This window comes from Veillonella sp. VA139, from assembly GCF_003992005.1.
Taxonomy (GTDB): Bacteria; Bacillota; Negativicutes; order Veillonellales; family Veillonellaceae; genus F0422.
Genome location: NZ_RQVL01000001.1, coordinates 188,394 through 200,544, shown reverse-complemented (window position 1 = coordinate 200,544; position 12,151 = coordinate 188,394). Strand labels below are relative to the sequence as shown.

Below are 12,151 nucleotides of genomic sequence, written 5' to 3'. Positions count from 1 at the left end.
GTACTATGGATACAGCATTATTAGAAAAAGTGATGGGTCAAGTATCAGAAGAACTTGGCATTAAAAAGCCGCAAGGCACAACAGCAGGATCCATCGGAGTTACTGAATTTGTAGGTACTGCAATGGGCGATACAATTGGTCTTGTGATTGCCAGTGTGGATCCATTATTAACAGAAACAATGGGATTGGGAAAATTCAAATCCATCGGTATTATCGGCGGTCGTGTAGGCGCAGGCCCGCAAATTATGGCTGTGGATGATGCTATCAAAGCAACGAATACTGAAATTATTACAGTAGAATTGCCTCGCGATACTAAAGGTGGCGCAGGTCATGGATCCTTGATCTATATCGGTGCTCATGATGTATCCGATGCTCGTCGAGCTGTTGAAATTGCATTAGAAGCTGTTCCAAAATACTTTGGAGATGTATACGCTAATGATGCAGGTCACTTGGAATTCCAATACACAGCACGGGCAAGCTATTGTTTAGAAGCCGTATTCAACACTCCATTAGGTAGATCTTTTGGCATGGTATGTGCAGGTCCAGCAGCAATTGGTGCCGTACTTGCGGATACAGCAGTGAAATCTGCCAATGTAGAAGTTGTTTCCTACGCATCCCCTAAATCTGGTACAAGTTTCTCTAACGAAGTGATCTTAACATTCTCTGGAGACTCTGGTGCGGTTCGTCAAGCTGTGAAAGCAGCTCGTGAAGTGGGTATTAAATTGCTTGGTGCTTTAGGTGATACACCTACATCGAGTACAACACCATACATTTAATAGGTTAGTATAGAAACATAGGAGGATATTATGGTTTCAGATGCATTAGGAATGGTAGAAACAAAAGGTTTAGTAAGTGCGATTGAAGCAGCAGATGCTATGGTAAAAGCTGCTAATGTAAACTTAGTAGGTTATGAAAAAATTGGTTCTGGATTAGTAACAGTTATGGTTCGTGGTGATGTTGGTGCAGTAAAAGCAGCTGTTGAAGCTGGTGCAGTAGCAGCTCGTGCAGTAGGTGAAGTTGTATCCTTACACGTTATCCCTCGTCCTCACATCGATACAGAACGTATTATTCCAACTCTTAAAGCGTAATGTAGCGTGGCATATGAGGCATCGTCCTTATATGCCACTACTTTAGAGGAGGCACTATGAAAGATAGAGACCTATCTAGGCTCCTAGAAGACATGGTGGCACGTATTTTAGCAGAACAATCTCATGAACAAAGTGTAAGAAAATTATATGTTGTCTTTGATGAACAGTGGCATCATGAAAATTATGCGTTAGCGAATCAACTGACTACATGTGACTTCACACAAGTTCATGCCATTGTTCCTAAGAATGGTAATCCAGACATGGAACGCCGAGTGAAAGAAATTCATCCTTTTCTTATGCAATATCCCTATGGAGAGGAACCAGCTTTCACAGAACACGATTGCATAGTATTACCTTATATAGGAAGAAATGATGTCATTCATATTGCGTTAGGCTATAGTCAATCGGATTTGTCGGAAGTGGTAAAGAAAGCTTTTACAGCAGGTGCTAGTATCTATGTACTGCCAACATCCATAGAGCCTTTATCAGGAAAAGAACCAGGTCCCTACCAACAGATGGTGCAAGGGTACTATCAAAAAATATTTGAATTAGGGATACGATACATAGACCATATTCGTCATATGAATTGAGTCCTATGAGATAGGAGTAAGCATGTATTTAGCAAAAGTGATTGGTAATGTTGTAGCAACGAAAAAAAGTGATACCCTATTAGGATATAAGTTGATGATTGTACAGCCTGTCGATGCATCGCTTTCGCCAGCTCATAGAGAACAAGTAGCAGCTGATTTTGTAGGAGCTGGTGTAGGTGAATATGTGCTAGTTGGAACGGGGTCTTCAGTACGTGTGGAAGAGAACCGAAAAGGGGCTACCATAGATTTAGCAATCATTGGTATTGTAGACTCTGTTGTTATTTAGTAAGGAGGCAAAATATGGGAACCCAAGGGGGGATATTTTCCTCAGTAACACAGGTTGTGCATGCATCAAAACAAGCATTTCACATCTATCAAAAGTTGAGCCTACGGGAACGGAAACAATTGATTCAAGCCATTCGTGAAGGATTGCGAGGCTATTGTCTAGAATTTGCCGCATTAGCTTGTGAAGAAACTGGTATGGGTAAAGCCGAAGATAAGGCGATTAAGATTAAACTTGCTTTGGAAGAAACGCCAGGTCCAGAAGACTTGATTACAGGAACTACGCAAGGGGAAAATGGAATTGTCTTAACAGAACCATTTCCATATGGTGTTGTATGTGCCATACATCCAAGTACCAATCCTTGTGAAACGTTGATCAACAATACAATTAGTTTGTTGTCAGCGGGAAATGTAGTGATTCATTGTCCACATCCAAGAGCCATGGAAGTATCTAAATATATTACGAAAGTGATGAACAAAATTATTTTAGATAAATTTGGCATATGTAACTTGATTACTACACCAGATACTTGTTCCTTATCATATCTTAATGAAATAATGAATCATCCTGATGTGGAATTAATTTTGTCTACTGGTGGATCAGATGCAGCTAGAAGTGCATTAGCCTGTGGCAAGAAAGTCATTTCAGCAGGTCCAGCGAACCCTACATTTGTGGTAGATGAAACGGCTGATATCGATCGGGCAGCGTATTGCATTCACAAAGGTGCATCCTTCGATCACAATATTACTTGTACATCGGAGAAAAATGTCATTATTGTGGAATCTGTATTGCCAGCATTTCGAGAGACCTTAGAAAGACTCAATGTGTATTATGTGGATTCAGTGGGAGAAATGTTGCAATTATCGAAAATTCTCTTAACTGAAGATATGGAAGTGAATCGTCAATATGGCGGTAAATCGGCAGATGAGATTTTAAAAGATGCAGGAATTTATACGAATCGTTCTTATGATTTAATTGCTGTAGAAACAGTTAAAATCCATCCTTTTGTGACACAGGAAATATTAGCTCCATTGATTACAGTGGTGAAAGCTAGTAACTTTGAAAGTGCTCTACAAATTGCTGTCGATGCAGAACAAGGTTATCACCATACAGCAGGCATTCATTCGCGCGACACGGAACGGTTGCGACAAGCAGCCAAAGCGTTCCGAACTACGATCTTTGTGAAAAATGGATGTTCCTTAGATGGGATTGGTATCTGTGGCGTAGGGGCTACGTCTTTCACGATTGCCAATATCACTGGTGAAGGGGCTATTACGGCGAAAGATTTAGTTCGTCGCAGACGATGTGTGTATGTAGAAACGCTATGTTCTTATACATGATAGATATGAGTAAATTTCATGATGGAAATCATATTTTTAAGCATGATTTTTGTAATTACTGTCGAATACTATAAGTAGAGATATTTTACATATTGTATAAGAAAGGTAATGAACAAGAATGCCACGAAATACTTTTGAAGACAATCGAAACGAAGAATCACGACTGGATATTATGACTGTCATAGATCATGATTTATTAGAAGGAATCCAAGAAGCGGTTGCCAGCGTGACAGGAATAGCTTTTGTGACAGTAGATTATAAAGGTGATGTATTAACAGAAACAACACGGTTTTGCAACTATTGTAAGAAAACTAGAGAGAACCCTACAGCATCATTATTGTGTAAGTTATCCGATGCATCAGGTGCGATTATTGCTGCCACTAATAAAGAGGTGAGCATTTATATTTGTCCTTGTGGGCTTTTAGAAATTGCTATACCGATTATCGTGGATGGTCATTATTTAGGCGGATTTATCGGGGGACAGATTCTCTGTGATGATGTACCAGATACAATAGTCCGGTTGAGTAAAAATATGGTGCCTGGTGGAGCACAATTAGTGAACCAAGACATTGAAACTACGAATCCAGAAGAGTTAGCAGATATTAAACGGTATAGCTATAGTGAAGTGCTTTCCATTGCAAAACTAGTGGAGTTTATTATTAATCAACTCACAAATCATGAAATTGTATCGAGTAGAAATAAACAAAAGAATTTAAATCGTATAAAAGAATTAGAAAAAGAAGTATTAGAAGCAGAAGATAAGATTTGTTGCTTACGAAGTGAGCTAGAAAAGTATAAGCGCTATGTAGATACGGTGCGTAATTGTAAATTACTTAGTGTAGTAGATAGCTTATCTGTAGCAGAAGAAGCAGAAAAAACGGAAACAGCGATTCTCGATTATATTCATGTATTAGCACTTCATCATGATAGTTTATTTGAAACAAGTATCAAAGAAGAATGCTCGCGCATCGAATCTACAGTAGCTCTCTTAAACTATCGTGAAGATTGCCACATAGGCTGGTATATGGATGTTGATGAGAGTCTGTGGCACTACATGTTACCGTCCTATAGTATATGGCAATATGTATATCAAGTGGCTGAACGAGCACAACAAGAGGGGCATCCGAAGATTTCCGTGAAACTACATGCAGAGCTCCAAGATGATCAAGTCTGTATTGTCATAGAAGATGACACATTGCGGATTCATTCTGAGGAAGTACTTGTACTACACAAATTACTACAAGATGTGACGCGATTAATACATGGAGATACGATAGAATCAAACGTATCTCTAACGAGTCAAGCTATTTTAAAATTACAACAAACGTTTATAGAATACCATGGCACTTCTGCTAAAGTACATTGTTATCCATTGCCAACGGGTGGGATGCAGGTGATGTTATCCTATCCAGTAGAATAAGACAAGGAGGTATTTTGTGATGAAGATACTTTTGGTAGATACCGATAAGTTGCATATGAAAGCCCTACAAAAGCGAATTGCACTCCATATGCAAGCGGAGGTCATCTGCATTAGTACATATCAAGAAGTACTTTCCTTACCGAAGGAAGAAAACATTTCTGTTGCCTATATAGCAATGGATATTAGTCATCAAAAAGCAGGCGACATTATTCGACATATGTATTACACCTATCCAGCATGTCGAATTGTGATGATGTTGAATAAAGAAACGCAAGCTGTTAACCAAATGACTATGAAATATTCCGGCATTGGATATTTATATAAACCTTTTAGCTGGGATGATTTTTACAAATGGATTCCAGAAAAGGGAATACCCAAAGAAAAAGAGATCACAGGGGAATCCCTAGATCTGTTGGACGGAATTGTACAAGGCTTTCAGCAAGGTGATTTTGAGGTAGCTTATGACAGATTATACCAAGTATGTCAGTATACACAGGAACATAGTGATAGCCAGTCAATAGCCAGTAAATTGTATGCACTAGTAGATCAGGTACAACAAAAGGTCTTAAACACCCACACATCTATGATACATACGATAAAGGGAAAGATACCGTTGGAACCTATGCATACAAAATATGCAGAAGGGCTAGGTATATGGACATTTAAAATGGTTGATTTCCTATTTATGAAACTAAATCAAGGGAAACAAGACATTTTGCATAATGTTCTCTACTATATTCAGACACATATACAAGAAGATATTTCCTTAAAAGATATAGTTGTTTCTTGTAATGTAAGCCAAGGCTACATTAGTCGTATATTCAAACATAAGTTGAATATGACGATTATGCAGTATATCCACAAGAAAAAAATCAATTTAGCGAAGGAATATATACTTGGGACGGAAAAGAGCGGATCCTATATTGCCAACATATTGGGATATAGTGATGTGAGCTATTTCTGTAAAATTTTCAAAAAACATGAACATAAAACAATCTCACAATATCGAGATCAAGTCATTAATGGATTGGTGGAAACCTATGAAACAATCTGAGTATTTACATTTAGTAACGGATCGCGTTATAGCAAAGTTACAAGAATTGAATAGATGTAGCGTACCAATTGGTGTTTCAAATCGTCATGTTCATGTATCAAAAGAAGCATATACCGTTTTATTTGGACAAGATGAACTGACAAAAAAAGTAGACTTGAAACAACCAGGACAATATGCTGCAAATGAAACAGTAACTCTAGTAGGACCAAAAGGTAGTATTGAAAAAGTGCGTATTTTGGGACCTTTTAGAAATGATACACAAGTGGAGATCTCTCTAACAGATTCATTTACGTTGGGAGTACCAGGCGTGATACGTGAATCTGGTGATTTACGGGAAACTCCAGGTATAACGTTACTTGGACCGAAAGGGAAATTAACGATTTCTCAAGGGGTGATCGTAGCGCATCGACATATCCATATGCATCCTAACGATGCAAGACGTATGGGCGTGGTCGATAAAGAACGAGTGACAGTGACTGTGCATGGAGAACGAGAACTGACATTTTCCAATGTGATTATTCGAGTATCGCCAAAATTTGCTTTAGAAATGCATATTGATGTAGATGAAGCGAATGCAGGACGCATAAAAAACAATGATATTGGAATTGTATCGAAGTCATAGAGGAGATACAAATGAACTTAGAAATGATTGAAAGTATAGTAAAACAAGTAGTGAAAGATTTACAACAAGAAGGCGTAGGTATGGAAACAACGCCCTATGAATATGGCGTGTTCGATACCATGGAGGCCGCGATTGATGCTAGTGAAGTGGCACAAAGAGAGTTGTTATCCTTTTCATTACAAGAACGCAATGCATTTGTGGATGCCATTCGTGAAACTGTGTTGCAAAAAGATCATTTAGAAATGATTTCACTCATGGCAGTAGAAGAAACAGGCATTGGTAGATATAGTGATAAATTGATTAAAAACCGAGTAGCTGCGGTGAAAACACCAGGTAAAGAGGTGCTGGAAACTCGTGCTATGACAGGTCACGATGGATTGACAATTGAAGAGTTTTGTCCATTTGGCGTGATTGGTGCCATAACACCAACAACGAACCCGACAGAAACAATTATCAATAATTCTATCTCCATGATCGTAGGCGGTAATACAGTAGTATTCAGCCCACATCCAAGAGCTAAAAAAGTATCTACCATTTTAGTGCAAATGATCAATAAAGCATTAGAAGCGGCAGGTGCTCCGAACAACTTGGTAACAATGGTGCGTGAACCATCAATTGAAAGCACACAATGCATGATGAGCCATCCAAAAGTAAGACTTTTAGTAGCTACCGGTGGCCCTGGCATTGTAAACCAAGTCTTATCATCTGGTAAAAAAGCGATTGGTGCCGGCGCTGGTAACCCTCCGGTAGTTGTAGATGAAACAGCACATATTGAACAAGCAGCGAAAGATATCGTAAGTGGTGCAAGTTTTGATAACAATGTACCATGTATTGCTGAAAAAGAAGTATTTGTTGTGGAATCTGTGGCAGATCAATTGGTATACCATATGAAAAAGAATGGTGCTTATGAAATTACTGATATATCTATGTTAGATACATTAGTTGAAAAAGTAACTAAGAAAGATGGTAAGCCAAATCCAGATTTTGTAGGTAAATCGGCTAAAGATTTATTAGCATTAGTAGGTATTGTGGTAGATGACAGCATTCGTTTAATCATTGCTCGTACATCAGAACATCATCACCTAGTAACAGAAGAAATGATGATGCCAATTTTACCAATCGTAGCAGTTCCAAATGTAGACATTGCTATCGAATGTGCATACCGCGCAGAATTGGGAAATCGTCACACAGCAATGATGCACTCTCAAAACTTAGAAAAATTATCTAAAATGGCACGGTTACTAGAAACTACAATTTTTGTTAAGAATGCTCCATCCTATGCAGGTATTGGTGTAGGTGGCGAAGGTCACACTACATTTACCATTGCAGGACCAACAGGAGAAGGCATTACTTGTGCAAGATCATTCTGTCGTATCCGTCGTTGTGTATTAAGTGAAGCATTTAGCTTGAGATAAGTGAGGCTTATATGAATCAATCGTTAGGACTATTAGAAGTAAAAGGCTTGTTAGGCGCCATTACCATGTCAGATGTCATGGTAAAAGCATCTAACGTGCATGTAGTAAATATTGATAGAGCTAATGGTTTTGGTTGGTTTACAGTGAAAGTAGTAGGCGATGTGGGAGCTGTACAATCAGCTGTTGAAGCAGGCGCTATGGTGGCAAAAGAGTTGGGTTGTTTTGTAAGTTCTAAAGTGATTCCAAGAGTATCGCAAACCGTTATCGATGTATTCTTGCAAGAAGAAACGGTACCTGCGAAGGAAGAGCCGACAGCAGAAGTTGTAGAAGAACCTACAGTAGAAGCGAAGGAAGATACACCCTCTACTCCATCCACAGAAGTGGAAACACCAGTGGTAGACACGGTGGTTGCAAAACCTGTGGCGGAAACTGTCGTGGCAGAGCCAGCAAAAACAGTGGAAGAAACAGATACAGCGATGGCAAAAACCATTTCTGAGCTAACAAACATTGTGATTGGTGAAGAATCTACACCATCTACAACAGAAGTAGCACCAAAAGCTACAGGATCTAAGAAATCAACAAAATCGACTAAAACTAAAAAGAAAAGTAGTTCTAAAAAATAAGGAGGTTTATCATGAATAATGCATTAGGCATGGTAGAAACAAAAGGTTTAGTAGCAGCTATCGAGGCAGCAGATGCAATGGTAAAAGCATCCAATGTAGAATTAACTGGTTATGAAAAAATTGGTTCTGGTTTAGTAACAGTTATGGTTCGTGGTGATGTTGGTGCTGTTAAAGCAGCCGTAGAAGCTGGTGCAGTAGCAGCTAGTAACGTAGGACAAGTTGTATCTACTCACGTAATTCCTCGTCCACATCACGATGTAGAAACATTGTTGACCAAATAGTAGGATAGCCTTTAGTAAGGAGGATGGACATGGATATATATGATTCAGTCCGAGACATTATTGCAAACATAGAGCGCGTACCATCCACTACACAAGAGGGAATCGCCCCCATTGGACGAGTAACACAGTGGTCGAGACATACAGGAATTACCGTTGAATCCGTGGTGGATACTGTCGTTGAAGCCTGCGAACAAGAGGCGAAACGATTGAGGATTCCTGTAGTGATTGCTATTGTGGATGCTAGCGGATCCTTAGTGTATCAACGGCGTATGGAACGAGCTTTAGGTGTGAGCATAGAACTAGCCCCTAACAAGGCCTATACAGCAGTCGCTTTTCAATGCGGAACAGAGAAGTTAGGACAGATAGTGCAACCAGGGACTCCTCTTTATGGTGTTGAGACAATGGTGAAAAGACCCATAGTCTTATTTGGAGGTGGTGAGCCACTAATGCTAGGAAATCATCTCATCGGTGGTCTAGGCATTAGTGGTGGCACTGTAGAAGAAGATGTGCTCATAGTGAACGCAGGACTACGAGCTTTTCAATCATATATACAAGGGGCGTAATCATGGAATTATGGTCATTTAAAACGCAAATTTTTACAGGACAAACAGAACACTCTGCCAATGGCACTAAAACAGATGCCTTAGAAAGACTTCGCATATTAGAAGGAGAACGTATTTTTATCATCTGTGACCCATTTTTAGAAGGTACACCAGGATTACAGACAGTAATTGACTTGGTGAATACTAATAATACATATGTAGTGTATTCTGATGTTGTACCGGACCCGCCTATTGATTCTATTGTCAAAGGAGTAGAGGTTCTACATAAAGAACAAGCCACAGTTATGATTGTCATTGGTGGTGGCTCTGCTATTGATACAGCGAAAGGAATCAACTATTTCTGTAAAACTATTTATGGTGTAGGAGTTAAAAAATTTATCGCCATTCCTACAACAAGTGGTACAGGATCAGAAGTTACATCCTTTGCGGTTATCACAGATACAAAAACAGGGATAAAATATCCTTTGGTAGATGAAAGCTTATTACCAGATGAAGCGATTTTGACAACATTCTTTGTGAAATCTGCGCCAGCCAAGGTAACTGCTTATAGTGGAATGGACGTATTGGTACATGCTATGGAAGCATTAGTAGCCACAGAAGCTAACCATTTTACAGATGCATTAGCAGAAAAAGCGATAGAATTAGTCATTAAAAACTTACCAATATGTGTAGAGTGTGGAACAGATGAAGCAGCTCGAGCAGCGATGCATGAAGCATCCTGCATGGCAGGTCTTGCATTTAACCAAGCGGGTCTTGGTATTACCCATGCCTTAGCACATCAATTAGGAGGGCAATTCCATGTACCGCATGGCTTAGCTAACTCCATGCTATTGCCCTATGTCATTATGTATAATGCAGCCAACTCTAATGAGGCTAAATTAAAATACATTTCGATTGCACAAAAACTCTCCTTAACCACCGAATCTGATGATGAAAGTGCACAAATTGCTGCTTTAGTACGATGTGCACAATCTTTAGCGCGTCGAGTGGGTTGCATTATAACAATGAAAGAGTTTTGTGTTGATGAAGTTTCCTTTAAGGAATCTTTCACTACATTAGTGCAACAGGCAATGGTGGATCGTACCTATCCAGGTAACCCATACGCAGCCACAAAAGAAGATTTAACACGTATATTAACATGTATTATATGAGGTAACACATATGGATGCTACACAAGTGTATGTTAGTGAATTTATCGGAACAGCCATTCTAATGGCTTTCGGTAGTAGTTGTAATGCAGGATTATTGCTTAAAAATACAATTACAAGCGCAATTAAAACAAACTGGATTGGTTTGATGTTTGGTTGGGGATTTGCAGTTACATTTGCAGTCTATGTGGCCGTTCACTTAGGTGGCGTAGGACACTTGAACCCAGCGTTAACGATTGCTTTCGCAGCAGGTGGATTATTTCCTTCAGAGTTAGTAGTGGGAGCCGTTATCGCTCAATTGTTAGGTGGCTTTGTAGGCGCAGGCATTACGATGCTACACTATTATCCTCACTTTAAGATTACTGGTCCAGATGAAGGAAACTGTGTATGTATTTTTGCTACAGGTCCAGCTTGTGATGAACGCGCTTGGAATTTACTATCTGAAGTGATTGCTACTTTCTTATTCATCTTTTGTGTACTTTTTTTAGGACCTATGGCTGACGGTTTAGCACCACTTATTGTCGGTTTCCTTGTGGCAAGTATCGGTTTCTCCTTTGGTGGAACTACAGGCTTTGCCTTGAACCCTGCTCGTGACTTTACGCCACGTTTGGCCTATGCAATTTTACCGCTTCCTAACAAAGGAACTGCCAATATGGGTTATGCTTGGGTACCAATTGTAGGACCAACGATTGGCGCGTTGTTAGCAGTGGGTGCATTTAACTGGCTACATGTTACTTTACATTTATAATTGGAAAGGGGGTTATATCCTATGCTAGATAAACAACGTATCATTCAAGAGTCAGTACCTGGAAAACAAGTCACATTAGCTCATGTGTTGGCGAATCCAAAACGGGACTTATACAGTAAATTAGGCTTGGATAGCGAAGGTCGTAGTGCTGTAGGTATTTTGACGATTACCCCAGGGGAAGCGGCTATCATTGCAGGAGATATGGCCTCTAAAGCAGCCAATGTACATATCGAATTTATCGATCGATTTTCAGGGGCTGTGTTAATATCAGGAGATGTTTCTAGCGTAGAGGTATCACTCTCTAGTGTATTACAGGGATTCTCGGAATTGCTACAGTTTAGCGTAGTTCCTATTACAAGGAGCTAACCGTGGATACCTTGCGTAGTACTTTGTGGGCTGGTAGCACCTATAGTCACGTGGAAATTGTGGTACAATGTCTTTTAGGCAGAAAGAAGACATTGCCACGGCCAATGGCGGTGTATCGTGAAGGCAATTGTGTGCTAACTCCCGGAGAGTACATTGAAAATCCTTGGTATTTTTCTGCTCTTTTAGTGTCATCCTACGATGTGGATACCGTGGTACTGGTCTACCGCTTAGGGGAACCATTCAATCCCTATCCACCAGCTACGGCAGGAGCCTTTAATCGCAATGTAGTAGGCGTTGTGGTTATGAATGATGCATTAGATACGTCTCAGATTGGTGAAAGTGTACGCCTACTGCGATTAGCGGGTGCTAATGACATCTGTGTCGTAACGGAATCGGAAGAGGACATAACAGACCAAAACTTAATACAAGATATACCAATGGTGACCTATGGATACGAAGCTCTTAGAGCGATGTTATCTGTAAAGGAATAAAATCATCATGGTGAGCGGATAGAAAAGCACCTTCCTTTGTGGCGGTGCTTTTTTGTACAATGCGATAGTTGATAAATAAAATTTATTTTACTACCACATGAAACCTATAGTATGATAAA

General features: G+C 39.7%; 16 protein-coding genes. All 16 read left to right on the top strand.

Features of this window, described 5'->3' with window-relative positions:
• Positions 1 to 5: 5 nt before the first annotated feature.
• The 16 genes from pduB (at position 6) to EO125_RS00985 (ending at position 12,032) form a co-directional block, all read left to right on the top strand.
• Positions 6 to 776: a propanediol utilization microcompartment protein PduB gene (gene pduB, locus EO125_RS01060; protein ID WP_009353719.1), complete on the top strand. Its 771-nt coding sequence runs from the start codon at positions 6 to 8 to the stop codon at positions 774 to 776.
• Between the two features lie 30 nt (positions 777 to 806).
• Positions 807 to 1,088, top strand: coding sequence for a BMC domain-containing protein (locus EO125_RS01055; RefSeq protein ID WP_009353643.1), 282 nt, complete (start codon positions 807 to 809; stop codon positions 1,086 to 1,088).
• A 56-nt stretch (positions 1,089 to 1,144) separates the two neighbouring features.
• Positions 1,145 to 1,678: a hypothetical protein gene (locus EO125_RS01050; protein ID WP_127147255.1), complete on the top strand. Its 534-nt coding sequence runs from the start codon at positions 1,145 to 1,147 to the stop codon at positions 1,676 to 1,678.
• A gap of 22 nt (positions 1,679 to 1,700) precedes the next feature.
• Positions 1,701 to 1,964, top strand: coding sequence for a EutN/CcmL family microcompartment protein (locus EO125_RS01045; RefSeq protein WP_126937825.1), 264 nt, complete (start codon positions 1,701 to 1,703; stop codon positions 1,962 to 1,964).
• A gap of 14 nt (positions 1,965 to 1,978) precedes the next feature.
• On the top strand, positions 1,979 to 3,301 hold the full coding sequence (locus tag EO125_RS01040) for an aldehyde dehydrogenase (protein WP_127147254.1): 1,323 nt from the start codon (positions 1,979 to 1,981) through the stop codon (positions 3,299 to 3,301).
• 118 nt (positions 3,302 to 3,419) lie between these two features.
• Positions 3,420 to 4,721 (top strand): PocR ligand-binding domain-containing protein, encoded by a 1,302-nt coding sequence (locus EO125_RS01035; RefSeq protein ID WP_127147253.1) that lies wholly within the window; start codon positions 3,420 to 3,422, stop codon positions 4,719 to 4,721.
• Positions 4,722 to 4,740: 19 nt separating this feature from the next.
• On the top strand, positions 4,741 to 5,775 hold the full coding sequence (locus tag EO125_RS01030) for an AraC family transcriptional regulator (protein WP_240630406.1): 1,035 nt from the start codon (positions 4,741 to 4,743) through the stop codon (positions 5,773 to 5,775).
• On the top strand, positions 5,762 to 6,397 hold the full coding sequence (locus EO125_RS01025; RefSeq protein WP_127147251.1) for a phosphate propanoyltransferase: 636 nt from the start codon (positions 5,762 to 5,764) through the stop codon (positions 6,395 to 6,397). The genes EO125_RS01030 and EO125_RS01025 overlap by 14 nt, the downstream gene beginning before the upstream one ends.
• Positions 6,398 to 6,408: 11 nt before the next feature.
• Positions 6,409 to 7,812, top strand: coding sequence for an aldehyde dehydrogenase family protein (locus EO125_RS01020; RefSeq protein WP_127147250.1), 1,404 nt, complete (start codon positions 6,409 to 6,411; stop codon positions 7,810 to 7,812).
• Between the two features lie 11 nt (positions 7,813 to 7,823).
• Positions 7,824 to 8,435, top strand: coding sequence for a BMC domain-containing protein (locus EO125_RS10145; protein WP_127147249.1), 612 nt, complete (start codon positions 7,824 to 7,826; stop codon positions 8,433 to 8,435).
• 8 nt (positions 8,436 to 8,443) lie between these two features.
• A complete protein-coding gene (locus tag EO125_RS01010) occupies positions 8,444 to 8,716 on the top strand; it encodes a BMC domain-containing protein (RefSeq protein WP_304481411.1) in 273 nt (90 codons plus the stop codon).
• 29 nt (positions 8,717 to 8,745) lie between these two features.
• The gene (locus EO125_RS01005) at positions 8,746 to 9,279 is read left to right on the top strand and encodes a heme-binding protein (RefSeq protein WP_127147247.1); all 534 of its coding nucleotides are present in this window, start codon (positions 8,746 to 8,748) and stop codon (positions 9,277 to 9,279) included.
• A 2-nt stretch (positions 9,280 to 9,281) separates the two neighbouring features.
• Positions 9,282 to 10,430, top strand: coding sequence for a 1-propanol dehydrogenase PduQ (locus tag EO125_RS01000; RefSeq protein ID WP_127147246.1), 1,149 nt, complete (start codon positions 9,282 to 9,284; stop codon positions 10,428 to 10,430).
• Between the two features lie 10 nt (positions 10,431 to 10,440).
• A complete protein-coding gene (locus tag EO125_RS00995) occupies positions 10,441 to 11,175 on the top strand; it encodes an MIP/aquaporin family protein (protein ID WP_127147245.1) in 735 nt (244 codons plus the stop codon).
• 21 nt (positions 11,176 to 11,196) lie between these two features.
• Positions 11,197 to 11,541 (top strand): ethanolamine utilization microcompartment protein EutS, encoded by a 345-nt coding sequence (gene eutS, locus EO125_RS00990; protein ID WP_127147244.1) that lies wholly within the window; start codon positions 11,197 to 11,199, stop codon positions 11,539 to 11,541.
• 2 nt (positions 11,542 to 11,543) lie between these two features.
• Positions 11,544 to 12,032: a EutP/PduV family microcompartment system protein gene (locus tag EO125_RS00985; RefSeq protein WP_127147243.1), complete on the top strand. Its 489-nt coding sequence runs from the start codon at positions 11,544 to 11,546 to the stop codon at positions 12,030 to 12,032.
• Positions 12,033 to 12,151: the final 119 nt, after the last annotated feature.

What these genes read in the sequence shown, in the direction of transcription:
- EO125_RS10145 (WP_127147249.1), top strand. Translation starts at nt 7,824, where the DNA reads ATGAATCAATCGTTAGGACTATTAGAAGTAAAAGGCTTGTTAGGCGCC.
- EO125_RS01005 (WP_127147247.1), top strand. Translation starts at nt 8,746, where the DNA reads ATGGATATATATGATTCAGTCCGAGACATTATTGCAAACATAGAGCGC.
- EO125_RS01055 (WP_009353643.1), top strand. Translation starts at nt 807, where the DNA reads ATGGTTTCAGATGCATTAGGAATGGTAGAAACAAAAGGTTTAGTAAGT.
- EO125_RS01035 (WP_127147253.1), top strand. Translation starts at nt 3,420, where the DNA reads ATGCCACGAAATACTTTTGAAGACAATCGAAACGAAGAATCACGACTG.
- EO125_RS01030 (WP_240630406.1), top strand. Translation starts at nt 4,741, where the DNA reads ATGAAGATACTTTTGGTAGATACCGATAAGTTGCATATGAAAGCCCTA.
- EO125_RS01040 (WP_127147254.1), top strand. Translation starts at nt 1,979, where the DNA reads ATGGGAACCCAAGGGGGGATATTTTCCTCAGTAACACAGGTTGTGCAT.
- EO125_RS01045 (WP_126937825.1), top strand. Translation starts at nt 1,701, where the DNA reads ATGTATTTAGCAAAAGTGATTGGTAATGTTGTAGCAACGAAAAAAAGT.
- EO125_RS01050 (WP_127147255.1), top strand. Translation starts at nt 1,145, where the DNA reads ATGAAAGATAGAGACCTATCTAGGCTCCTAGAAGACATGGTGGCACGT.
- eutS (WP_127147244.1), top strand. Translation starts at nt 11,197, where the DNA reads ATGCTAGATAAACAACGTATCATTCAAGAGTCAGTACCTGGAAAACAA.
- EO125_RS01000 (WP_127147246.1), top strand. Translation starts at nt 9,282, where the DNA reads ATGGAATTATGGTCATTTAAAACGCAAATTTTTACAGGACAAACAGAA.
- EO125_RS01020 (WP_127147250.1), top strand. Translation starts at nt 6,409, where the DNA reads ATGAACTTAGAAATGATTGAAAGTATAGTAAAACAAGTAGTGAAAGAT.
- pduB (WP_009353719.1), top strand. Translation starts at nt 6, where the DNA reads ATGGATACAGCATTATTAGAAAAAGTGATGGGTCAAGTATCAGAAGAA.
- EO125_RS00995 (WP_127147245.1), top strand. Translation starts at nt 10,441, where the DNA reads ATGGATGCTACACAAGTGTATGTTAGTGAATTTATCGGAACAGCCATT.
- EO125_RS01025 (WP_127147251.1), top strand. Translation starts at nt 5,762, where the DNA reads ATGAAACAATCTGAGTATTTACATTTAGTAACGGATCGCGTTATAGCA.